A 23745-nucleotide genomic window follows, 5' to 3' on the forward strand; every position below is an offset into this window, starting at 1 on the left:
TGTATAGTCATACAGCATCAAGCTAATTTTTTATAATCTCTGATAACAATGTCCTCAGAGAATAAATTGCAGATTGAAGGCGTACTTCATTTCGATCACCGTTAAAACAACAATGCCGGGATACAACTTCTATCCCATTGACTGTGCGATATGCAAACCCAAACCATACTGTGCCAACAGGCTTTTCTTCACTACCACCATCAGGCCCGGCGATACCACTAATAGAAACCGCCAAATCGGCTTGCGCTACTTTCAACGCCCCTGCTGCCATCTCTTTCACAACTTGTTCACTGACAGCGCCATATTGCTGTAAGGTGGTTTCTGATACACCAAGCATCTGATGTTTGGCTTTATTGCTGTATGTCACAAAGCTCCGGTCAAAATAAGCAGAGCTACCGGCAATATCTGAAATTGCTTTTGCCAGCCAGCCACCTGTGCAAGATTCAGCACAAGTCACCCACAATTTCTGCTGTCTCAGTTTCATTCCCAGTTCAATACTAAACTGAGTCAGAATTTTTTCATCCATAAACACACCTTTTATCCAATAAAAGATCAATTTTTCTGAAACTGATTCCAAATCCACAAACCAGTGATTGTCAGCACAAACAACACACCAAAACTTATCCCTATTGTGACAACCGGAATACCTATTTTAATGGTCAATGAATATAGGCCAAGCATCAGTAACATGGCGGTATTCTCACCCAAATTCTGCACGGCGATTGCATTACCAACCCCAACCGTTTGCCTGCCACTTTCCTGCAATAAGGCATTCAACGGAACGACAAACAGGCCACCAAAAATGCCGAGAATAATAAGTATGACGTGAGAAGCCCAGAGACTCTGCTGAACAGCAAAAATTACCACCATCACACCGATTAAAATGCCCGCAGGCATACAACGGCGGACTGTTCTCAATGTAATAAAACGCGCAGCAATACCTGCGCCGATAACAATCCCAATAGCAACCATCACATTAAGTACTGTTGGCGTGCTGTTATCGACAATTCCCAAAACAACTGGCACCCATAACACCAACAGAAATCTCAGTGTGATCCCAGCCCCCCAGAATAAACTGGTTCCAACCAAAGAAAATCGGGCTTCTTTGTTATGCCAAAGAATGCAACATGCTGAGGTAAAATCTGTCAGTATCTTTTTCAGATTCCAGCCCCTCCCGCGACGGGCCACCGACAATCGAGGAATAAATAAATTAACAATGGCAGCAATACCGTATGTCAGTGCACAAGTAAATAATGCAACTGTCAAGCTCCAGTCAGACAAAAAACCACCCGCCACAGAACCGGTGAGAATAGCAACTATCGTTGAAGCTTCCACCAAACCATTCGCTTTCACCAAGCGATCACCATCTGTCAATTCAACCAAGATTCCGTATTTGGCCGGTGAATATGCCGCTGCACCAATCCCAACCAAAGCATAGCCAAAAAAGGGATCATAACCCAGACAAACACTAAGCGCGCCCAATAGCTTTAAGCTATTGGCAAACAGCATCACACGACCTTTGGGAAAACGATCTGCTATTCGCCCGACAAAAGGCGCCAACAAGATATACGCAAGGACAAACACTATCTGCAATATCGGCTGGCTCCAGTCAGGATAAAACTGGGCTTTCAACTGTGCCAGAATCGCAAACAACAGCGCATTATCCGCAAAAGCCGAAAAAAACTGTGATGCCAATACGGCTTTCATACCACGGGTTAATAACGGCTGAGCAACAACAGAGGATACATTCACGATTATTATTCCTGAGCAGTCTGAAGCATTAATAAGTATTCAAGTTCCAAATCAGTAGTGAACAGCACCAATCATTTCTCCTTTGCTATGATCACTCTTAACTGTAACAACATGTCTGGAGTCAGGAGAAACTTGCAATGCAAGTTTCTCCACGGTCCTGTGACACTATTTCATCTGACAGTTCAGCAAAACGTTCCACCCGACCAAGAACAGTACAGAATCCTTGTTCATCAATTGAAACAATATCTCCAGTATCGAACCAGCCACACTGAATATTCCGATGCTCATCTTCTGCCGATGGACGTTCTAAATGATTTGGATCATCCCCCCGCAGATACCCTTTCATCACATTCGGGCCACGCAGTTGCAAACATCCCCCTTCCTTAATACCTTCCACCGGAATCAAACGGAACTCCATTGTCGGCAAAATTCGCCCAACAGTACCAACCTTAGCCATCATCGGTACATTCAATGCAACAACAGGCGCACATTCTGTCACGCCATATCCTTCCAGAATGCGGATACCGAATTTATTTTGCCAAACACGTCGAGTGCTTTCAGCAAGCTTTTCAACACCCGCCATAACACAGCGAAGACGTACAAAATCATATGGGTGGGCAAAATAGGCACAATTCTCTAGGAAAGTCGATGAACCCAACAATACGGTGCAGTTACGTTCATATACCAATTCTGACACCACTCGATAATGCAGTGGATTTGGATAAAGGAATACCCGGCTACCCGTTAACAGTGGCGTAAACAGGCCAACAGTCAATCCAAATGCATGAAACAGTGGTACAGAAGACATAAAACGGTCAAGTGGATTGAAATCAGTAATGGTTTTTATCTGTTCCACATTTGCCAACAAACTAGCGTGGCTATGAACCACACCTTTTGGCACACCTTCTGAACCGGACGTAAATAACACTAACGCATCATCATCTGGTTTTTGCGCCACCATCGCTTGTTTCGGAAAAAAGAGATGCCACAAGATCCAGAATTTATCCAGCAAAGTCACTGTACCTTTCAAATCCTCAAGATAAACCCAATTAACCTCAGTAACCTGCTCAGATAAATGCGTTAACTGCTCCTTTTCCAGAAACTGCCGGGAAGTCACAATCGTTTTGATACTGGCGGTTGTTATGGCATTTTTCAGCCCGTAACTGCCTGAGGTATAGTTTAACAGGGCGGGAATTCTGCCTCTCAAAGATGCGCCAAATATAGCCGCTGCCATAATAGTGGTATTGGGTAAAAGAAAACCAATCCGTTCATTCCGACAGGTAAAACGTTGCAAAATACGGCTAATACCCAGCGTTTTTTTAAGCAAACTGTTATAGCTATCTTCTTTAAAAGAAGCATCTTCAATACAGGGCTTAAAGCGGCCAAATCGCTTTTGTGCAACCAGTAAAGATTCAAATATTGTCTCTTGCGGACGAGTCGCCATTCGTGCACTCATCATAATTTCATGCAAACGTTCTCCCGCCAAACGGCGTCTCTGGTCCGCGTTAGGCGCATCCGGCATTGGCAATTGTGTGGCAGGCAGAATTTTTATTGTCACCTTCGGAAAAAGATGAAGTTTGAAGATACCTTTTAATCGGCTGAATATCGTTTGTTCCAACCCCTCAATGCGGACAGGTACCACCATTGCCCCCGATACAGCGGCAATAAAAGCCGCCCCATCGTAGATTTTCATCAAAGAACCAGTAACCGTAATTCGTCCTTCAGGAAAAACAACTATCGGCCTCCCTTTCTCTATTGCTTTGAGCAGTCCCCTGACGGCCATTGGATTTATTGGATCCAAAGGAACTATTTCAATATACCTCCTTACCCATTTCATAAACCCTTGGTTTGCAATGCTGGAGTAGACAGCAAATGCCGGCTTGACAGGTAAGAAAAGTGTTAGCAAAACACCATCAAGAAAAGAGACATGATTAGGTGTGATAAGGCATTTTGGATGGGTAAATTGTTTAATATCTCCTTCTATCGTCAAACGGAACATTAAACGAAAAACAAATTTTAGAAATTTAAACAGCATATTCGTATCTCAACCCATTTGAAAAATAAATAGAAAATATTATTTATCCATTCGATACCATAATATTATTATTTTTTAAAAAAAATAGCGTCAGGATATTCTTCTCGGAAGAATAATTTCTTTCACACAAGCTATAATTCTTTCCGGTGAAAGTTGCGCATTAATAATATGATCTGCACACTCACAATAGAGATTCTCCCTGGCGGTGAGTACTTCTTCCATTTCTTCAACAATAGATTTTCCAGTTAAACTGGGGCGTTGAGTACTTTCCGGTTGCTGCATTAATCGTTCAGCCAATATGTCAGCAGACGCCTGAAGATAAATCACCGTACCATTTTGTCGCATATATTGGCGATTTTCAGCGGAAAGAATAATCCCACCGCCGGTGGAAATAACCCGGTTACTTTGACTAACTTGTTGTAAAGCCTTAGTTTCCAATTGTCGAAATTGCTGCCACCCTTGCTGGCTAACAATATCCGCAATGGTCATATTACTAATTTGTTGAATATGATGATCGGTGTCAATAAATGTGTACGATAACTCATTGGCTAATAACTTTCCAACCGTCGTTTTTCCTGCCCCACGCGCACCTACAATAAACAATATTGGGTTCATTGCCTGATATCCTTGGTAAATTTCATCATTAAAAATATATTAACAGCTATAGTAACCAGAACTTTACATCAACGTAAAATCAAAAATTAATCTATAGGGAAAAAGCTACCCCAAAGCATGATCCTACCGATATATCAATTAATCAGACACACTTTTGGGGTAACAATAAACAGATTACTTACGGATTAAATTATCTCCATAACCAACCCACTTATACGTAGTCAGCGCATCTAATCCCATTGGACCACGGGAATGCAGTTTCTGAGTACTGACGGCAACCTCCGCCCCCAAACCAAACTGTCCACCATCGGTAAAACGCGTGCTGGCGTTCACATAAACCGCCGCAGAATCTACCTGACGAACAAAATAATCAGCATTGTGCAAAGATTCGGTCAGAATCGCATCAGAATGGGATGTGCCGTATGTACGGATATGGCTAATTGCCCGGTCAATATCACTGATAATTTCCACATTCATATCCAAAGATAACCACTCATCACTGTAATCTGCTTCTGTCACATCCACGACTGTTGCAGGGCCTTCCCGCAAAAATTCCATTGCTGATTGACTCGCGTGAAGAGTAACTCCTTGTCCTGCCATATTCCTACTCAATACAGGCAGAAAATCTGCCGCGATCCTATGATGTACCAGCAACGTTTCCAAAGCATTACAGGCGCTTGGTCGTTGAACCTTAGCGTTAGTGATGACAGTCAATGCCTTATCGAAATCAGCACTTTCATCGACAAAAGTGTGGCAGACACCGATACCACCGGTAATAACCGGAATGGTTGACTGCTCACGGCACAGCTTATGCAACCCAGCGCCACCGCGTGGAATCAGCATATCCACATAACGATCCATTTTCAGTAGCTGAGTAACTAATTCACGATCCGGTTTATCTATCGCCTGCACGGCTGCGGCAGGTAACCCACTCTGCTCAAGTGCCTGCTGAATGACTTTCACTGTTGCCTGATTGGTGTTATGAGTTTCTTTACCACCACGCAAAATAACCGCATTACCTGTTTTCAAACACAAAGATGCAACATCAATAGTGACATTAGGGCGGGCTTCATAAATCACCCCAATCACACCAAGCGGTACACGGCGACGTTCTAACTTCAAACCACTATCGAGCAAACCACCATCAATAACTTGCCCTACTGGGTCAGATAAACGGCACACCTGGCGAACATCGTTAGCTATCGCTGCCAAACGTTCTTGTGTCAATAACAGACGATCCAGCAACGCTTCACTCATTCCCTGTTCACGAGCCTGAGCCATATCAAGCTGATTAGCTTCGAAAATGATTGCACTTTCCTGCTCCAGCAAATCTGCAATGTGGATTAATGCCTGATTTTTCTGTTTTGTACTTAGCTGTGCCAGTTGCCATGAGGCTTCTCTGGCAGCCTTTCCCATTTGCTCTAACATTATGAATCCTTAACTCACAATCATGTCGTCACGATGAACCGCAACAGCGCCATATTCATAACCGAGAATTTGGTTTATCTGCTGTGAATGGTGGCCTGCAATCAAACGCAAAGCATCACTGTTATAACGGCAAACGCCGTGCGCCAAATCCTTACCAGACAGGCTACGAATACAGATAACCTCTCCACGGGAGAAATCACCTTTAATATTTTTAATCCCTCTCGGCAACAAAGAGCTGCCTTTTTCACAGATTGCGGTTTCAGCGCCGTGATCAACAATAATTTCACCCGCAGGAGGGGCACCAAAAATCCAACGCTTGCGATTTTCCATCGGGCTTTCCAGCCCATGAAAGCGCGTCCCCACCGGATTACCTTCAATGACATCCGCGATAACATCAGGTTTATTACCGGCAGCAATAATGACATCAATACCGGCACGGCCTGCAATACCCGCAGCCTGAAGCTTAGTCGCCATTCCGCCCGTCCCTAAACCGGAAACGCTATCACCGGCAACCATACGTAATTCGTCGCTGATGTCATAAACTTCCGGAATAAGTTCTGCATTTGAATTACTGCGCGGATCAGCAGTATATAGCCCTTCAATATCAGTCAATAATAACAGTTTATCTGCTCCACCCAGAATTGCTGCCAGTGCAGATAAATTATCATTATCACCCACTTTAATTTCTGCGGTCGCAACCGCATCATTTTCATTGATTACAGGAACAATGCGATTATCAAGCAGAGCATTTAAGGTATCTCTGGCATTTAAAAAACGCTCGCGATCTTCCAAGTCCGCACGGGTCAGTAACATCTGACCAACATGAATACCGTAAATAGAAAAAAACTGTTCCCACAGCTGAATCAACCGGCTCTGACCTACTGCCGCCAGCAATTGCTTAGAAGCAATAGTTGCAGGTAAATCCGGATATCCCAGATGTTCCCGGCCAGCCGCAATAGCCCCGGAAGTTACAATAATAATGCGGTGGCCTTTTTCATGTTGTTGAGCACATTGGCGTACCAGCTCTACAATGCGAGCCCGGTTCAGACGACGAGAGCCGCCGGTCAATACACTTGTCCCCAGCTTTACAACTAATGTTTGGCTACCATTCATCATATTTTTGCCGTTATATTTAATTTGAAAAAACAGCGTTCAGTTTTAGCAGGAGAGAAGCGTTATGCCAACAGGCATAACGATAAATTGAAAAAATGTGAGTTCAAAATAAACTTATGCCCTCAATTTCAACTAACCCATTTTATTTTTCAACCACTGACTGGTTTCCTGTAATGCCTTATTGAAGCTGCTGTAAACAGGCGTTGTCGGAATAGTCAATAATTTACTGTCCATTGATGACATTGCTATCAGCTTTGATTCTTCCTTCGGGCTGAAAATATCATTCTGCCAGTAACCAGCCAGCATAGGAACGGAACAACGTCGGCCTAACAGGCCTTGTTTTTTAAGGGAATAACAACCAAGTTCGAGGCGAAACGCATTTTCATCAACGTTATAAATACCCATCCGGCTGGCAAACATATCGAGATACATTGCAGGGGCATTTTGCTGGCGTTCAGCGCTATTGAGCCACTCATGAACAATAGCGCCAAAAGTGGCAACACCTTTGATACGTTTAGATTCCAAATATGCCAGGCGAACAGCAATATTGGCACCAAAGCGGAAACCAAAAACGCCAACCCGCGTATGGTCAATCCAAGGAATTTCATCCAGTTGATGAATTATTTGTTGATGAAGAGTACAAGTATCCTGAGTCAATCGCAGACGTGAACAATAACCCACTGAAGGCATATCCACAGTCAGCATCGCGAATCCCAAAGGTGCCAAATAATCACGGAATAACTGATAATAATCGCTTTGCAAATTATCTAAGCTGCCACACACCAAAATAGTTGGAGCGGGTCCTTGTGGCCGTTGAGGCAAATGCAGAAAACCAGTGACACAACCGCCCTCTTTCAGTTTGAACTCTATCTTTCTCAACTGATAGTCAGAGCAACGGGCTGCATTTTCATAGGCTTTATTTGCCAAAACAACGGCCTGCTGAGACAGATCATCACCTTTGAGATGAGGATAACCGGCGATGCTATACAAATTGGCCGCTTTCAACCAGAAATTACCTGCTGCTGTGGTTTGACCGGCCTGTAACGCTTTCTGTTGCCACAGCATCGCCTGATGTGACCACTCAAAAATCCAATTACCTTTACGATACCCAACCACGGTATCCAGTAAATTATCATCACTACGTTGAGCGTTTGCCATGGCAATCCGACACAACACTTCTTCTATCTCAAAGGGATCAATTCCTCGCCAAATCCACATCAGCCGGTTAATCATACGATACCAGCGCCCATGACTATTACCATCCAACGTATTGTAATTACCGGCAATCAACCGGGGATGGCGGTGCTTTACTAGCGTGGAAGTTTCCTGATGCTTTTGCCTTGGCTTAAAAAGTGATTCTGAAAGATTTTGATTTGCCATAACAAATGCTGATTTTATTTACTTTCACAAATTGGCGGCACGAATACTACGCTCATATCCCAAGGTTGCTCGATCCAAGTATCTTGCGGAATATCAACAACATAATCATCAACAAGAGGACGACCTGCTGGTTTGGCGAAAATAGTCACAAAATGCGCTTTGGGATACATATCACGGATAACCTGAGCCGTGCCCCCAGTATCGACCAAATCATCTACAACGATGAAACCTTCACCATCACCTTCTGCTTTTTTCAGCACTTGCAGATCGCGCTGATTATTATGGTCATAGCTGGAAATACAGACAGTATCTACATGACGGATACCCAATTCACGTGCCAGGAGAGCGCCAGGTACAAGCCCCCCTCGACTCACAGCAATAATGCCTTTCCATTGTTCGACAGGGAGTAAACGTTGCGCCAATTTACGGGCATGTATTTGCAACATATCCCAAGTTACAACATATTTTTCGCTCATAAGAATTGATCCCAGCAACTTAAGAATATTTCAGAAAAGAGTTTTCGTAGAAAAAGTTGCGCGAGATTATATTGATTTAGGCTAGCAAAAACCAGCGGAAACAGGGAATCGATGAATCACATTAGCCTTACCAAAAGAAAGTGGTATTCTGAGATCAATAGCATCATAACGTTAATCGCTCGTAACAATAAAACCTATATCTCGGGTAGAGAGTAGTATTTCCATCTTATTGAGATGCAGTCACAGGAGATTCGTCGTGTCAGAACTATCACAATTATCCCCTCAGCCTCTGTGGGACATCTTTGCCAAAATCTGCTCTATTCCTCACCCTTCTTATCATGAAGAAGCGCTGGCGACTCACATCGTTCAATGGGCGCAAGAAAAAGGCTTGCACGTTGAACGCGATCAGGTTGGCAATATTCTGCTCAGAAAGCCAGCCAGTAAAGGGCTGGAAAATCGTAAAACGGTTGTTCTGCAAGCTCACCTTGATATGGTGCCACAGAAAAACAACGATACGGAGCATGACTTCACTCAAGATCCTATCCGTCCTTATATTGATGGTGAATGGGTTACTGCACAAGGTACAACATTGGGTGCAGATAATGGTATTGGCCTGGCGTCAGCATTAGCTGTGCTGGCTGATGACAACGTAAAACATGGTCCTCTGGAAGTTTTACTGACCATGACGGAAGAAACCGGAATGGATGGTGCTTTTGGCCTGCAACCGGGCTGGCTGAAAGCTGATATTTTAATCAATACCGATTCAGAAGAAGAAGGCGAAATCTACATGGGTTGTGCCGGAGGTATCGATTTCACCACAACATTAGCACTTACCCGTGAAACAATTCCGACTCACTACAAAACACTGAAACTCACTATCAAAGGTCTGAAAGGCGGGCATTCCGGTTGTGATATTCATCTAGGACTGGGCAATGCCAACAAGCTACTGGCACGATTCCTTGCGGCCCATACTGAGGAACTGGAGCTAAAACTGCTTGAGTTCCAGGGCGGTACGCTGCGTAATGCCATTCCACGTGAAGGTCATGTTATTGTTGCCGTCCCCGCCGATAAAACAGCGCAGCTGACCCAACTGAAAGATAACTACCTAGAGATCCTGAAAAATGAATATACCATCGTCGAGAAAAACCTGACTGTATTGCTGGAAGAGATTGAAACCGATATTCAGGCACTGACTGATGATTGCCAGAACCGTTTTATCTCATTGCTGAACAGTACACCAAACGGTGTTATCCGTATGAGCGACATCATCAAAGGCGTAGTAGAAACCTCTCTCAACGTGGGCGTTGTGGCGATGGAGCAGGATAAGGTCAATATTATTTGTCTGATCCGTTCGCTTATCGACAGCGGCAAATCCTATATTATAAGCATGCTAGGTTCCTTGGCTAAACTATCAAGCGCTGAAATTACTGCCAAAGGCGATTATCCAGGCTGGCAGCCGGATGCAAATTCTCCGGTTATGCACCTGGTACGTGAAACTTATCAACAGCTGTTCGATAAAACACCCAATATTATGGTGATCCACGCAGGGCTGGAATGTGGTCTGTTTAAGAAACCTTATCCTGATATGGATATGGTCTCTATCGGGCCAACTATCACAGGCGCTCACTCCCCTGACGAACAGGTTCATATCAAAAGTGTTGGACAATACTGGCAACTATTGACCGCAGTTCTGAAAGCTATTCCTGAAAAATCTTAATCAAATCTCCCCTGCTCCGATATAGTGGCAGGGGAACTACCATTGAAACAATCCACATGCATAATCTTTCGCATTTTGCTTTGACCAATCATCATGAACTGTATAAAAACACAGTAACCCATCATTAAGATCAATCAGAAAAAAAAGTTAATCCCGTTATTAACTTTTTTCTACCCGATTTCCTTCGTCAAGTGACCTATTTAAATGAAGTTCTTTTACTTGGCTACATTCCAAAGGTATTTATGGCAATGAAAAATCTCGGGAAACAACAAAAAACATCCGTATCAGGAACAACACAGCAAATAAATCGCACTGTTCGTTATGCTTTATCAGGCATGATTGTTCTTAGTACGGGCCTGCCCGGTTATCTGACAGCACAGGAGAATGAAACACAAAAAGCCGCAGAAAGGTTAGAAAAGTCAGAGAAGGTGATTGCCCTTCCCGCGCTTTCCGTTATTGGGGAATTAAACAATAGCGTCAGCGCGGGAAGTTCTGTATTAAGAAAATCAGATATTGAGCGTACCCAGGCAGACAATATCGCCGAGTTACTCAATCAACTCCCTGGCGTTTCGATGTCAGGCTCGCCCCGCCCAGGAGGTCAAACCCTGAACATCTGGGGAATGGGTGATACAGAAGACATAAAAATCACACTGGATGATGCACCAAAAGGTTTCGAAAAATATCTCCAGGGATCTATCTTTATTGAGCCGGAATTAATCAAACGGGTGGATGTCGATAAAGGCCCGCATAACCTACTTGATGGTAATGGCGGATTTGGCGGAACAGTTAAAGTTGTTACCAAAGATGCCAGTGATTTGTTACGGCCGGGAGAAGATTTTGGTGGATTACTGAAATACAGTTATCACACCAATGATCGCCAAAATATTTATAGCAGCGCAGTCTATGGCCGGACAATAGAAGGTTTCGCTGACGGCCTGTTATATATGAGCAAACGGGATGGCGGCAATATTAGACGGCCAGATGGTACCCGCTTTGCTTTCTCTAAGAGTGATCAGGCATCCTACTTACTGAAAACGAATTTTTACCTGAATGATACTCACACATTGACACTTTCCGCTATGCGTTCTGATTCTGCGGGCTGGCAGCCGTGGGCAGCCAAACGCGATGATATCGCTATTCCATCAGAAGCCGAAGTTGAAAAATATGGTTGGAATGAAGCCTGGTGCCGGAAATTAGTTTATCGTGATCAAACAGACCAAAATTACACAGCTAAATGGAATATCGCACCGGAAGATAATCCATTACTTAACCTGACAGCAACCTATGCCTATTCAAAAACAGAACAGCATGATAAACGCTCTGAAAAAGCCCACAGCGGTTTTATTGGTTCATTAGGAAATAGAAGCTGGATCGACTATGTAGATAACTTAGCAGATATAAATAACAAAAATGCATTTATAACCGGGCACATAGAACACACATTACTCGTTGGAGCTCGTTGGCATAAAAATCAACGTAATACCCTGATACATGATAAAAGCAAAAACAAAAAACCTGAATATAATTATGGTTACTTTCAACCAAGCTACATGCCTTCAGGAGAGCAAAAAACGAGTAGTTTCTATTTGCAGGATGAAATGGTTATCGGCAGCGTTACTGTGACGCCCGGTGTTCGCTATGACCATATCACCAATACCGGCAAACCCAATATCGCATCAATTTACAATGATAGTTCTCCAAATGTAGGTCATGATTACAGCAGCGTTACCTATACTGGCTGGTCTCCACATTTAGGTATCATGTGGAAAGCAACGCAAAACCTGTCACTATTTTCGGATATCAGCCGGACATGGCGTGCTCCATTAATAGACGAACAATATGAAATGCAATATGCACGAGCAGGTGTCACGGCCACCAGCCGTAATTTAGATGTAGAAAGAATAACTGGTTTACGCTTCGGTGCAATTCTGAATTTCAATAACCTGCTGGCAGACCAAGATAGTTTACAAATCCGTACGACTTTATTCCGTAATAGAGGCAAGGATGAAATATTTGTCCGTCGTGGCGTCGCGTGTAAATCACCGGATTGCGGAAAACCTTTATCCAACTACCGTAATTTACCGGGATACACTATTCAGGGGCTGGAAATCGAAACTTTCTACGACAGCGATTACCTGTTTGGAAAACTTGCTTACTCAACTATCCGTGGTCAAAGAGACGCTTCACCACGCTATCCCTGGGGTAACAAAACCTGGATTGCGGAAATTCCACCCACCTCTGCCCACGCCATGTTAGGCGTAAAAATCCCTCAATGGCAAATGACAATGGGATGGACTGGTGATTTTATCCGTAAGCAAGATCGTTCTCCTACAAGCGGGGATCCAGAAGCAAGTTACTGGGCACTAAAAAAAAGTAAAGGTTATGCACTGCACGGTTTATTCGCCAGTTGGCAACCTACTTTCTGGCAAGATCTTGAAGCACGTATCACGATAAATAACCTGTTTAATCGTGATTATCGTCCATACCTCGGTGAATCAGTTTCCGGGGTTGGACGTAACATTAAATTCAGTATCTCCCAGAAATTCTGATTTCTCACCTAATAGTTCCCTCTTTTTGAGGGAACTCAGACTGCTTCATCGCTATTATAAACAGAGGAAAACCGTTTTTTGACAAACTCCGCTAAAGTTTTTTGATTACCTTTGAGTTGAACCACAAAGTCGCCGTGGAATACCATTCGCATAGGGGCTGTACTTTTTGAGCCATTCAAGCTGGGTTTCCCCAAAATCCTGAATAGATTTCCAGCCACAGGCCCCACTTAATACCGCAGCAAATACCAGAAAGAAAATAATCAAGGAAATTAAATTAGAATTTAAAAGTTCCCCTAATACGGTAACGCTTATCTTCAAAAGGGGGTTTTCCACCAGATTGTATAATTTGTCTGTCTTGGATTGATGTATTTTTATCAAAATCAGGCACAGGATGCGGAGTATTTACTTTGACTTCAGTACCCGAAATGATATCTTTAACATTACATTCAAAATAATCACAGGTTGAAATATAGCCATCACTAAGCTGTGGCGTGGAACATCCCGTAATCACAAATGTTGATAATAAAGCAATGAGAAATTTATTCATTCTTAACATCCTTAATTCTCTGTATATATTATAAAAATTTAACTTAAATAAAAAAACCATATAAAAAGAGCGATTATTTCTTACGATCGAGTAAGTAATATCTACATATGCATTTTATCTTTCTGGCATTCCAAGGAATATCAGAATAATATCCCCCCAGATAAGAATATATATTCTTATCACTGGGAGAAACCTGATTTATTGACGATCCATTAACACCAAAGAATAACAGGCTAGATAAAAAGCATGAAATAAATGATATTTTCATGCATTTATAACTGGTTAATAAATATAAAGTTCCATCTTAGAAGATACCAAAAGACATACAGTAACTTTAATGAGTTGTATTAACAGTTATCCTCTCCATCTTCCACATATTCCAATATATCTCCGGGTTGACACTGTAAATACTTGCATATTTTTTCCAGCGTCTCTATTAGCAGTAAACATGCTGGTCATTGTCCTATTCATCCCGCTATCAAAGAGCTTACGGCGATATTTTGTTACGAGGATTAAATAGACAGGCACGATGCGGTTTATGCAGGAAAGCCGCTCAACGCTCAATATATTCACTCAATACAGAACGGCTTCAATACAGCGTGAATTAAACAGGATTGCTCAAAACGAATTCAATATCAGGCTGAATCAATCACACCTAATACCAGAATATTCATAAGAACAATTAATGAAATTTTTTTGCGATTCTGAGGATTGCCGTGTTTGTACAATGACGGGAGATGCGAGTACGAGGAGGAACGTTACTCAAAGTAATGGCGTAGCTTTCAGTGAAACCAGTTTCTACTGCGGAGCAAAAAAACCGAACATTTGAGTTATTTTGTTCGGTTATTATCAACCGCCGAAGTAGTATACGGAAAATTTCATCACTTAAAAGCCATTTTTTATATTTTTTTGTAAAAAATTACTTAATTTTTTGATTTCAAATGGAAATTATTTCTTATCTTATTAATATCCCCGACGTCGAAAGGTTGTTTTTTGAGCGATTTAATATTCATTTTCTTATGCTAAAGGCAGAAATCCTGAAACCCAATGATATAAGTCAGAAGTGATTTCATAATGTGAATATTTATATTCATATATTTCATCAAGTTAATAACCGAACAAAATAACTCTAAATGACAAGTAAATGCACCGCCTTGGCGGGCGACTGTTTAATCTGTTGTGGTGTTGTTTTAAGCAAAATTTATTAAGTAGATATAGATAAGGAATGAATGAAATGAAAAAGCAAATTATGAAAACCAGCGTATTAGCCGCAGTACTCCTGAGTATGGGGATGGCACATGCTACTGGCGGGGCAGTTACTGGCGAGACAGTTGAAGGTAATACAATCCTGTTAAACGTAAACGCTGTTATAACTGCTCCAACTTGTAGCTTCAGTTTGGATTCAGATGGTGCCAATATTACTAACAATGGACGGCTCGGACTGGGAAGTCATTCGTTTAGCGACGTTCCAAGTTCCATTAATCTAGAAGAAGCAAAAGATCTCACAGTTACACTAGCTGATTGTAATGGAAAAACTGCTCAACTGGCCATTGGCGGCACTAACCCTAACAACGAAAAAGCTAAATTTATCGGTCAGACAGGCGATACAGTAGCGGTACAAGTGTTTGATGGATCCGTTGCCATGAGCACTGATGCCCCCATCTCTATTTCAGTACCAACAGACGCTAAAACAACTATTAAGAAAACGCTTAAGGTAGGACTGATTAAGGCAGGAAGTGCCGCTGTGGGGGCAGGGAGCGTATTGGTACCACTGACCTTCAATTTAACTTATCAGTAATCAACGCCATCAGGCGCAAGGAATAGCATAGCAATAGAATTGGACAGGGAGGTCCGATTCTTACTTACGCAACACCAAACCAGACACATTCAGGTGACTCAGTGAAAAAATTGATTACAGCAATGATGGTGGCCGGTCTGTTAGGCGGCACGGTCACCGCCGCGAAGGCTGGAGGGGTGACTATTGATGCTACCCGCATTATCTACCCGGCGGACCGCCACGCCGCCACCGCTTCGTTACGCAACAGCAGTCAGGAGGCCGTCTATCTGATGCAGGTGGCGGTCAGTGCCGATCCCGCTCAAAAGAAGGCCGCGCCGTTTCTGGTAACACCGCCCCTGTTTCGTCTGGAGCCCGGCAACCAGAATCAGGTACGTATTATCAAAACCAGCCAGGCACTGCCCACCGACCGGGAATCCCTGTTCTGGTTTACTGCAAAGGCCATCCCATTAAGTACTGAATCCGACAAACATTCCCGGCAGAGTATCTCCGGCGGAATACAGTTTGCTCTGGCCCACACGATTAAATTGATGTATCGCCCGTCAGGGCTGCCGATGGGGCCGGAACAGGGCTTTGGTGCTTTGCGCTTCAAACCGACAGCTGAGGGGATCACGGTCACTAACCCGTCACCCTATTACATCACCTTCGCTTCCCTGAAAGTAGGCGGACAAGAACTGATGACGCAGCAACAGAAAGCGAACATGGTTTCCCCGTTCTCGGTCCTGTCTTTCCCGCTCAAAGGGGTGCATTACCCGGCTAAAGTGAGCTGGAAGGTGATTAATGACCTCGGCGGCGAATCCACTTATCAAGGGGAGATACCGTAATGTTAAAACCGTGGACTTTTATCAGACAGACAACTCTGGCCGGTTTGCTTTGTACTGCCCCCCTGCCCGGAGGCGCGAGCCCCAACACGGCAGAACTGACGCTGGCGCTGACACTGGAACAGCCAACCTGTGAACTCAACGTGCAGACCTCCTATGTCGAGTTTTCATCCATACCGCTTTACGAAGTGCAGCGCAGTACGGAACATATCGAAGCTGCGGACAACAAGCCTGTTACGCTGGCGTTGTCAGGCTGTGCGGGATCAGCCAGAGCGGGCCGTACGCCGGCCATTAAAATAGCCGGCCCCACGCCGGAAAACCACCCGACGTTATTTCGGGATAAGGCTTCCACTGTGGCGGAAAACGTGGGATTTGGCCTGCGCTATCAATCGCCGGGCGGCGGGTTGGGGAGCTACCTGAAAAATGGCGATTATGTGGATTTAGCTCCACTGGGTAACGCTGCCAAAGACAGTCAAATCACTTTCCAGATGGATATGCGGCAGGGATCCGGCCCGGCTTTACCGACCCCCGGTGAACTGACCGCGCACATTCAATTTCAATTTGACTATCACTGAGTGCAGCTCAGGTAACCGGTTTCAGGAGGCGTTGTGGAAACAGGTCGGGTACGTACAACGCGGTACAGGCTGGCACCACTCCTATTCTGGCTGGGGTTAAGTATGACCGGCACAGAACCCTGTCAGGCAGCCGGTATCAGCCTGAATAAAACCCGGGTGATTTTTACCCAGGGCGCGCGGGCACAGACGCTGACGGTGGTCAATACCACGCCTCAGGCATGGCTGGTGCAGGTGAGGATAACGGAGGATCAGGAGAAAACCGCCCCGGCATTTGTGGTAACCCCCCCGCTGTTCAGGCTGGAGGCTAACGGCCAGAACAGCCTGCGTATTTTGCCGACTTTTCATCTGCCCCCCTTTCCGGTGGATCGGGAATCGCTGGGGTATGTCCAGATGAACGCGATCCCCGCGACTCAGCCGGTGACGGATGAGTCAGTTCGGGATCAGGCGTCAATGAGCGTGGGGATGCGGATCAAGTTTTTCTGGCGACCGCATGGCCTGCCAATGTTGCCGGAAGAGGCGTATGGACAGCTCCGCTTTCAGTCGCAATCCGACGGCATTAAGGCGTGCAATCCCACCCCGTATTTCCTGTCACTGGACAGCCTGACGCTGGACGGACAGGCGCTCGATCTGAACCGCTATCCCTCCATGATAGCGCCGCAGGATTGTGTGACCTATGTCGGACAGGTGGGTAAAAAATCGGTGAGCTGGTCGATGATTAATGATTACGGCGGGGCTTCAACCCTATTTACCGCCAAAGTGGCGCGTTAAATTCGCCCTTGTTTTATCCAGAGGTGGAAAGTGAAGAGAGTCAGTAACGGGAACCGGCGAGCACACGGTGGATCAATGATTTACCCTTTCTGTTTCGCCCTGCTGCTAGGCGGCCTGTTAAAGGCGCAGGCGGCGGAGAATCAGGGGTTATCGTTCTCCCCAATGCAGTTATCTTATGTGGCTAAAGACAGCCCGGGTGGTGTGACCCTCAGTATGACCAATCATACGGCGCAGGGCTATCTGGTCCAGGGATTTGTCAGCCCGATGGACCCCGATACCGGTCGCTTTGACACCAAAACCGGGCAAGTGCCTCCTTTTGTTGTCCTGCCGCCGTTAAAGCGGATCGAAGCCGGCGGGAAATTTTTGTTCCGTCTTCGTCAGCTTGGCAAGCCGTTACCGCAGGATCGGGAATCGGCCTTTGTGGTCTCGCTACGGGCTATCCCGGGAGTCGCCGTACCGGATATCTCAGGTGCACCGGCATCAAGCCACCGGTCAGACCGGGCGTCGCAAGTACAGGTCGCCCTGCAGATGAATATTCGGCTGTTTTATCGGCCTCAGGGCGTGCCCGCGCGGGATAACGCCACGGTGGCTAAACAGGTGAAATTTTCCCGCCAAGGGACGCAGTTGCGGGTGGAAAATCCCACCCCCTACTTTCTGACCTTTTCTGTCCTGAAAGTGGGCACACAGCATGCGGATGACCACACCCGCCAAACGATGGTGCCCCCGAAAGGCATACAAACCTACTCGTTTACCACCGGGATACAGGGGCCACTAATCTGGCGTTTTCCCGGTGACAGTCAGGATCGCCATGTTCCGTGATAAATCGTCCGCCCCGGCGGACGGTGTACCGGCAAAGTGACCTCAAGATTAACAGCATAAGCTTAATTAGAAGCAGAGATGAGCTATGGCAATAAACATTTTATTTCCGTCTGCCCTACGGGCGGGTAACCCACGTGCGCCCGGTCAGCCGGGCAGTTTCCGGCTCCGTCCGGTATACCTATGTCTGCTGTGTTCACTGACGGCAACAGCCCTGCCCACCTCCGCGCGGGAATACTTCAACCCGGCGTTCCTGATGGGCGCTGACGGTAAACACAGTCATGTCGATCTCTCGGCGTATGAAAACGCGGGGTATGTCGCACCGGGACGCTATCTGGTGGATGTCTACATGAACCAGCATAAGGTGGATAATCGCGAGATTGAATTCAGGCGGGTCAACGGCCATTTGCAACCGGTATTAACCGTCGCACAACTGGAAGGGTATGGGGTCAATATCCTCGGATTACCGGCTTTTAAGGGAAAGGCGAGCGACAGCACTATCACGGATCTGACGAAACAGATCCCGCACGCCCGCGCGACATTGGATTTCGCCCATTTACGCCTGGATCTGAGTCTCCCTCAAGCCGCCATGCAGCCCCACCATTCTGGGATGGTCGATCCGTCACTGTGGGATAACGGGATCCCGGCCTTTTTAATGAACTACACCGTCAACGGTTCGGAAGGGCGTTATGACAATCAGGGAAGCGGAGGATCACACTCTCGCAACCTGTTCGCCTCTTTTCGTAACGGGTTGAATCTGGGGCCGTGGCGTCTGCGCAGTACACAAACTTACAGTTACAACCGTCAGCGCAACGAAGGCGCCCCCGGTTTTTCCACGCCGGCACAGACCCAATGGCAGGTCAGTAATACCTACCTGCAACGTGATGTGCAGTCACTGCGCAGTGAGTTCACGGCCGGTGAAACCTATACCGGTGGGGATATTTTTGACAGCATTCCGTTTCGTGGCATGAAACTGGCTTCTGAGGAGACGATGTTGCCGGACAGTCAGCGCGGTTTTGCCCCGGTGGTAACCGGTGTAGCAAACTCCAATGCACAGGTGACGGTATCCCAGCATGGCAATATCGTGTATCAAACCACGGTGGCACCGGGGCCGTTTCGTTTCACCGACCTCTATACCACCGGGAGTACCGGCGACCTGACGATCACGGTCAAAGAGGAAGATGGCCGTACCCGGGTCTCCACCCTAGCCTCTTCGTCTGTTCCGATGATGCTGCGGCCCGGTGGCGTTAAATATGAGTTGACAACCGGTCAATACCACGGTGGCAATCTCACCAATGGCAGCCGTTCCCCGGTATTTGCGCTGGGTACCCTGGTTTATGGCTTACCACACAATATCACCCTGTATGGCGGCGGGCTGGTTGCCGGCAACTATCAGTCGGGTGTACTCGGCTCGGGTGTTTCGTTGGGGGCATTCGGCGCACTGTCTGCGGATGTGACGCTGGCACGTGCCCAGTTGCAGGGGAACCAGGATCAGGAAGAGCGCGGGCAATTCGGCCAGTCTTATCGCGTGAAATATTCTAAAAACTTGCTCAGTACCGGCACCGGCATTGATCTGGCCGCCTACCGCTATTCCACTCAGCATTACTACAGTTTCAGTGATGCTAACAGCATGGGCTACAGCCTGAATAATGACTATCAGGTGCCGTGGGCGCTTGACCGGCGTCAGAACACCTGGCAGGTGAACCTGCGTCAGACACTGGGACGCTGGGGCAGTCTTTACGCCTCCGGGACGCGCAATGATTATTGGAATGGCCGGGCTGACAACAACCTGAGCCTGGGTTACAACGCGATGCTGATGGGGATCAGCTATAACCTGAGTTATCACGTTTCTCGTATAAAGGGCGAGGGCCACTGGCCGGAAAACCGTCAGGTGTCATTCAATATGCAGGTCCCGCTCAGTCTGTTTGGATCATCGCCAGCGTTACGGGGCGTTTACACCCGCTATACGGCCTCGCGCGACTCGCAAGGTAACCTCTCTCAGCAGACCGGCATCAATGGCATGTTATGGGATAACCGCCTGAGTTATAACCTCCAGCAGGGCTGGGGGCACAGCGGTCAGCAGAACAGCCGGGCCCTGTCGCTAGGTTACCAGGGCAGTCAGGGGAGCGTTAATCTGGGTTACAATGACAACGCAGACAGCCGACATGTCACCTATGGCACGTCCGGTGCCCTTCTCATCCATCCTTACGGGATAACGCTGTCACGCGCGTTGGGGGATACCGCAGTATTAGTCCGCGCGCCCGGGGCGAAAGGGGTCACAGTCAGCAACGGCAACGTACAGACCGACTGGCGTGGCTACGCCGTACTGGCGGGCGGATCGGTCTACCACAAAAACACCATCAATCTGGATCCGTCCACCCTGCCGGAAGGGGTCGATATTGACCAGACCAGCCGCAACGTTTACCCGACCAAAGGGGCGGTGACGCTGGCCAATTACCAGGTTCGGCTGGGCAGCCAGTTGCTGCTGACCCTGACGCATCATGGCAAACCCGTGCCCTTTGGTGCCACCGCAACGCTGGCAGGAAACGCAACCCAGGCCGGCAGCGGCATTGTGGGCGATAACGGCCGGGTTTATCTGAGCGGCATGCCGTCCGCGGGTCATGTGAAAGTTAAATGGGGAAACGGGGCAGATCAACAATGCACCACCCGTTATCAGGTGTCGTCCGATACACCAGGGCAATTGGTGCAGGCCAATGCTGTGTGTCTATAGGTATTACGCTCATATGGGCACCCTAACCGACGTGCCCGGTGAGGCATCACCGGTATCGCGTTTACATCCGGGGCGCCACCAAAAGCGAGGTTAGCCCCGGCAGTGAAAAAGCGATGTGAACAGATGAGTAATTTGGAGAGAGAAGGATGTTAAAAACTGAACGTTTGTGGGGCGGTTATGCAGAAAACCCCGTCCCAACCATCATGAGTCTGGGGGCGTCATTGCTCTTTTTATTGACCGCATTGCCCCTCCAGGCGGCAGAGACTTATCAGGACTGCAAGACTGACCTGGGGAATATGGTTAGCAATGTAACCGTAAACGGCTATGCCATGATGCCGAACAATAAAAATAAGCGTGATTATTCACCGGGTGACATAGTGGGTTATACCACCAGTGGCCCTTTTAACTGGTCGACAACCTGTCGCGTCCCCACAGAGACCCGGTTTATGGCCTACACGGTGGGATCGGGGACCGACGCATTGATCTCTTCGTCATCAGCCGGTCACGTCCGGGTAGGAAAGGCGGGCGACTTTATGGTTGATATCGGGCAATCGTCACTCTCTTGTCAGACGCATGGTTCACCCGGTACCTATCAATCAGCCAGTCTGGTCAAAGGGGATCCCGGCGTTAACATTCCCTGCGTCCCGGATGCCAACGGTCTGGTTGATGTCAGTGTCCGCTCAGTGACCGGGGCCATTTACCCGGACAGTGACGGGAATTTCAATGCGCAACCCGGTGGAAGTCATTTGTCCGTGGGCTCTATCGGCTGGACTTCAACGGCCGTATCGGGTGCCGGCGGCCTGTTAAGCCCGCTGTGGACCACGGTTATCCTGTCATCGGTCAAAAAGCCGTCCACCTGTGCGGTCGTTCTTACTCCGTCATCGGTGGATTGGGGAACGGTGAAAAGAGCCGGTAAACAGGTGGGAGATCCACTGGAGTTAGCAAGGCAGATAGGGATAAGCAGCACCTGTTCCGGCGATGACGAGGTATTTCAAAATTCACGCCTGCTCTACCGGATCGACGGGCCGTTTGTTGCGGGGAGACCCAATGCGCTGGCCTCGTCAATAGAAGATGTCGCCTTCGCGTTTACTGATGCGGCCAACACTCCCTTATCACTCAGTACCGGGCACCGAGGTGAAGGGGAAAACGCGAGATACGTTAAACAAGGGGACGAGAGTTATACGGCATCGACGCAACTGTCGGTAGTCCCGATTCTGTTGAAGACTGACGGTGCCGGCGGGCAAGCCAGCGCCGTCGCGGTCATTTCCGTGTGGTCGGATGTCCAACCATCTGCTTAGTTGTGGCGATTGTTGTGCTTGTTATTGTTGCAGCGCCCGTCGGCGCTGCACAACCCCCCCCGGATAGCTAAACGAAGATCAAACAATTCCAGATACAGGATGATGACATTCATAAAACCCGACCCCATCAGCGTCATTAAGACAACCAATCAAACCAATGCCCCATAAATTGTCAGAAAAGCAACGACAACCATGAGAGAGAACGTCACCTTTTTCGCCAGTGTCACCGCTGCAACAGGCGTTTGAATTGCATCAAGACGGGGTTCGCGACTTAATGAAAATTGAGCCAGCTGACAGAGCACTTTATATTGTGAGGTTCTTAAATCACTCAGAGAAGCCACCCACGCCGGTAAAGCCCGTTCACCATGCCCTAATAAGGCATAAGCAATTCCAACCAGACGAGCAGGGAGCCAGTCCAGCCAGTTCAACAGACTATCAACACCGGATTGCGCGCGCTGAAGTGGCGTACCATATTGTGCCAACCCTGCGCCCTGTCACCCTGATGAACAATACGAAAATATTCACGATAATCATGCCGTAAGCGCCCCGCGCACTCTATGATAGGCAGGTTTTAAACTGTTATTAAAAGTCATTATTTTAACCTATGATTTTAATCGGTATAAAATTTTAACCCTTGTTTTTACCACCTTTAATGGCTGATTTTTATTAAGTTTAATCATCATGGGATACCGTGTTTTACATTTCACGAACGTTAATCATACCCGTTTTTTATCTTTACTGACTCTGTTTTACTGATAATCCTAAAACGGTTTTCATAAGTCACACTTTATTTTTTCATAAATCATATAGTAAACCGCCTTTTAATTTTTTTAGGTTTAAAACCAGAAAGAATAAAAGATATGCTAATGGTATTAAAATCAAAGCCATTTCTTTAATGGTTTTTAATACTGCTAAATGTTTTTGTTCTTTTTCCACTGATAATCTGGTTAATCAAAAGGCTTATCGGCCTTTTTCAACGATTGTCTCTGATTTTTCGAAAACCTTTTATCAATATGTAAAAACGCAAAATATTTTATTTAAGAAAATTTTTTAATACAGCTAATCATATTAAATTTTTTATGTAATCTCATACTCCTGTTATTTAGTTAACCCAGTTATTTTGTCACCTTATTAATCAATTTAACACCCGTTTTTCCTGATGTTTTCTCTCTTAATGTCAGTATAACATTGAATTTTTTACCCGCGTTGAAAAACCCTTAACCACGGCCTTTTTACCTTTAATGATTAAGGTTTTATCTGTTTTTTCATGACACACTTAATGCGCTTTTTCCCGGTTTTAAAAACCATCTGATTGCAGCAAAATGCCAT

Annotated in this window: 19 protein-coding genes and 3 pseudogenes; 9 read left to right on the plus strand and 13 right to left on the minus strand. The window is 46.3% G+C overall.

The window, feature by feature from the left end; all coding sequences use genetic code 11:
- Nucleotides 1-22: 22 nt before the first annotated feature.
- The 8 genes and pseudogenes from pncC to gpt form a co-directional block, all read right to left on the minus strand.
- Nucleotides 23-526: a nicotinamide-nucleotide amidase gene (gene pncC, locus ACGF7G_RS08510; RefSeq protein ID WP_387464738.1), complete on the minus strand. Its 504-nt coding sequence runs from the start codon at nucleotides 524-526 to the stop codon at nucleotides 23-25.
- 26 nt (nucleotides 527-552) lie between these two features.
- Nucleotides 553-1707: a lysophospholipid transporter LplT gene (gene lplT, locus ACGF7G_RS08515; RefSeq protein ID WP_387464836.1), complete on the minus strand. Its 1155-nt coding sequence runs from the start codon at nucleotides 1705-1707 to the stop codon at nucleotides 553-555.
- Between the two features lie 53 nt (nucleotides 1708-1760).
- Nucleotides 1761-3787 (minus strand): annotated as a pseudogene (aas, locus tag ACGF7G_RS08520) (bifunctional acyl-ACP--phospholipid O-acyltransferase/long-chain-fatty-acid--ACP ligase); the annotation flags it as partial.
- Nucleotides 3788-3877: 90 nt separating this feature from the next.
- The gene (gene aroL, locus ACGF7G_RS08525; RefSeq protein WP_387464739.1) at nucleotides 3878-4402 is read right to left on the minus strand and encodes a shikimate kinase AroL; all 525 of its coding nucleotides are present in this window, start codon (nucleotides 4400-4402) and stop codon (nucleotides 3878-3880) included.
- A 174-nt stretch (nucleotides 4403-4576) separates the two neighbouring features.
- Entirely contained in the window at nucleotides 4577-5830 is a 1254-nt protein-coding gene (proA, locus tag ACGF7G_RS08530) for a glutamate-5-semialdehyde dehydrogenase (RefSeq protein WP_387464741.1), read from the minus strand.
- Nucleotides 5831-5839: 9 nt separating this feature from the next.
- A complete protein-coding gene (gene proB, locus ACGF7G_RS08535) occupies nucleotides 5840-6943 on the minus strand; it encodes a glutamate 5-kinase (RefSeq protein ID WP_133816215.1) in 1104 nt (367 codons plus the stop codon).
- 132 nt (nucleotides 6944-7075) lie between these two features.
- Complete coding sequence (gene frsA, locus ACGF7G_RS08540) at nucleotides 7076-8323, minus strand: esterase FrsA (RefSeq protein ID WP_387464743.1); 1248 nt, start codon at nucleotides 8321-8323, stop codon at nucleotides 7076-7078.
- 14 nt (nucleotides 8324-8337) lie between these two features.
- On the minus strand, nucleotides 8338-8799 hold the full coding sequence (gpt, locus tag ACGF7G_RS08545) for a xanthine phosphoribosyltransferase (protein WP_021325967.1): 462 nt from the start codon (nucleotides 8797-8799) through the stop codon (nucleotides 8338-8340).
- A 256-nt stretch (nucleotides 8800-9055) separates the two neighbouring features.
- On the opposite strand from gpt, the gene pepD reads away from it, so the two are divergent.
- Nucleotides 9056-10516 (plus strand): beta-Ala-His dipeptidase, encoded by a 1461-nt coding sequence (pepD, locus tag ACGF7G_RS08550; RefSeq protein ID WP_387464745.1) that lies wholly within the window; start codon nucleotides 9056-9058, stop codon nucleotides 10514-10516.
- Nucleotides 10517-10764: 248 nt separating this feature from the next.
- Complete coding sequence (locus ACGF7G_RS08555; protein WP_387464746.1) at nucleotides 10765-13065, plus strand: TonB-dependent hemoglobin/transferrin/lactoferrin family receptor; 2301 nt, start codon at nucleotides 10765-10767, stop codon at nucleotides 13063-13065.
- 129 nt (nucleotides 13066-13194) lie between these two features.
- On the opposite strand, the pseudogene ACGF7G_RS08560 reads toward ACGF7G_RS08555, so the two are convergent.
- From ACGF7G_RS08560 to ACGF7G_RS08570, 3 genes and pseudogenes are all read right to left on the minus strand, one after another.
- Nucleotides 13195-13317: pseudogene (locus ACGF7G_RS08560) on the minus strand (transposase family protein); the annotation flags it as partial.
- Nucleotides 13318-13339: 22 nt separating this feature from the next.
- Nucleotides 13340-13612: a hypothetical protein gene (locus ACGF7G_RS08565; protein WP_387464747.1), complete on the minus strand. Its 273-nt coding sequence runs from the start codon at nucleotides 13610-13612 to the stop codon at nucleotides 13340-13342.
- Nucleotides 13613-13959: 347 nt separating this feature from the next.
- A complete protein-coding gene (locus ACGF7G_RS08570; RefSeq protein WP_387464838.1) occupies nucleotides 13960-14055 on the minus strand; it encodes a helix-turn-helix domain-containing protein in 96 nt (31 codons plus the stop codon).
- Nucleotides 14056-14846: 791 nt separating this feature from the next.
- On the opposite strand from ACGF7G_RS08570, the gene ACGF7G_RS08575 reads away from it, so the two are divergent.
- The 7 genes from ACGF7G_RS08575 (at nucleotide 14847) to ACGF7G_RS08605 (ending at nucleotide 22416) form a co-directional block, all read left to right on the plus strand.
- Entirely contained in the window at nucleotides 14847-15410 is a 564-nt protein-coding gene (locus ACGF7G_RS08575; protein ID WP_387464749.1) for a fimbrial protein, read from the plus strand.
- A 101-nt stretch (nucleotides 15411-15511) separates the two neighbouring features.
- Nucleotides 15512-16231 (plus strand): molecular chaperone, encoded by a 720-nt coding sequence (locus tag ACGF7G_RS08580; RefSeq protein WP_387464751.1) that lies wholly within the window; start codon nucleotides 15512-15514, stop codon nucleotides 16229-16231.
- Nucleotides 16231-16803, plus strand: coding sequence for a fimbrial protein (locus ACGF7G_RS08585; RefSeq protein ID WP_387464752.1), 573 nt, complete (start codon nucleotides 16231-16233; stop codon nucleotides 16801-16803). The genes ACGF7G_RS08580 and ACGF7G_RS08585 overlap by 1 nt, the downstream gene beginning before the upstream one ends.
- Nucleotides 16804-16905: 102 nt before the next feature.
- Nucleotides 16906-17571, plus strand: coding sequence for a molecular chaperone (locus ACGF7G_RS08590; RefSeq protein WP_387464754.1), 666 nt, complete (start codon nucleotides 16906-16908; stop codon nucleotides 17569-17571).
- A 75-nt stretch (nucleotides 17572-17646) separates the two neighbouring features.
- Nucleotides 17647-18390, plus strand: coding sequence for a molecular chaperone (locus ACGF7G_RS08595; RefSeq protein WP_387464755.1), 744 nt, complete (start codon nucleotides 17647-17649; stop codon nucleotides 18388-18390).
- An 85-nt stretch (nucleotides 18391-18475) separates the two neighbouring features.
- A complete protein-coding gene (locus ACGF7G_RS08600) occupies nucleotides 18476-21118 on the plus strand; it encodes a fimbria/pilus outer membrane usher protein (protein WP_387464756.1) in 2643 nt (880 codons plus the stop codon).
- A gap of 233 nt (nucleotides 21119-21351) precedes the next feature.
- Nucleotides 21352-22416, plus strand: a complete 1065-nt coding sequence (locus ACGF7G_RS08605; protein WP_387464757.1) for a hypothetical protein — start codon at nucleotides 21352-21354, stop codon at nucleotides 22414-22416.
- A 149-nt stretch (nucleotides 22417-22565) separates the two neighbouring features.
- Here the strand turns inward: ACGF7G_RS08605 and ampE are convergent.
- Nucleotides 22566-22898, minus strand: a pseudogene (gene ampE / locus ACGF7G_RS08610) (regulatory signaling modulator protein AmpE); the annotation flags it as partial.
- 313 nt (nucleotides 22899-23211) lie between these two features.
- On the minus strand, nucleotides 23212-23352 hold the full coding sequence (locus ACGF7G_RS08615) for a hypothetical protein (RefSeq protein WP_387464759.1): 141 nt from the start codon (nucleotides 23350-23352) through the stop codon (nucleotides 23212-23214).
- Nucleotides 23353-23745 lie beyond the last annotated feature (393 nt).

It is taken from the genome of Photorhabdus sp. RM323S, assembly GCF_042879375.1.
GTDB lineage: Bacteria > Pseudomonadota > Gammaproteobacteria > Enterobacterales > Enterobacteriaceae > Photorhabdus > Photorhabdus tasmaniensis.

Excerpts from the sequence above, each read along its gene's own strand:
- pncC (WP_387464738.1), bottom strand. The coding sequence starts at position 526 with ATGGATGAAAAAATTCTGACTCAGTTTAGTATTGAACTGGGAATGAAA.
- lplT (WP_387464836.1), bottom strand. The coding sequence starts at position 1,707 with ATGAAAGCCGTATTGGCATCACAGTTTTTTTCGGCTTTTGCGGATAAT.
- aroL (WP_387464739.1), bottom strand. The coding sequence starts at position 4,402 with ATGAACCCAATATTGTTTATTGTAGGTGCGCGTGGGGCAGGAAAAACG.
- proA (WP_387464741.1), bottom strand. The coding sequence starts at position 5,830 with ATGTTAGAGCAAATGGGAAAGGCTGCCAGAGAAGCCTCATGGCAACTG.
- proB (WP_133816215.1), bottom strand. The coding sequence starts at position 6,943 with ATGAATGGTAGCCAAACATTAGTTGTAAAGCTGGGGACAAGTGTATTG.
- frsA (WP_387464743.1), bottom strand. The coding sequence starts at position 8,323 with ATGGCAAATCAAAATCTTTCAGAATCACTTTTTAAGCCAAGGCAAAAG.
- gpt (WP_021325967.1), bottom strand. The coding sequence starts at position 8,799 with ATGAGCGAAAAATATGTTGTAACTTGGGATATGTTGCAAATACATGCC.
- ACGF7G_RS08555 (WP_387464746.1), top strand. The coding sequence starts at position 10,765 with ATGAAAAATCTCGGGAAACAACAAAAAACATCCGTATCAGGAACAACA.
- ACGF7G_RS08565 (WP_387464747.1), bottom strand. The coding sequence starts at position 13,612 with ATGAATAAATTTCTCATTGCTTTATTATCAACATTTGTGATTACGGGA.
- ACGF7G_RS08575 (WP_387464749.1), top strand. The coding sequence starts at position 14,847 with ATGAAAAAGCAAATTATGAAAACCAGCGTATTAGCCGCAGTACTCCTG.
- ACGF7G_RS08585 (WP_387464752.1), top strand. The coding sequence starts at position 16,231 with ATGTTAAAACCGTGGACTTTTATCAGACAGACAACTCTGGCCGGTTTG.
- ACGF7G_RS08590 (WP_387464754.1), top strand. The coding sequence starts at position 16,906 with ATGACCGGCACAGAACCCTGTCAGGCAGCCGGTATCAGCCTGAATAAA.
- ACGF7G_RS08595 (WP_387464755.1), top strand. The coding sequence starts at position 17,647 with ATGATTTACCCTTTCTGTTTCGCCCTGCTGCTAGGCGGCCTGTTAAAG.
- ACGF7G_RS08600 (WP_387464756.1), top strand. The coding sequence starts at position 18,476 with ATGGCAATAAACATTTTATTTCCGTCTGCCCTACGGGCGGGTAACCCA.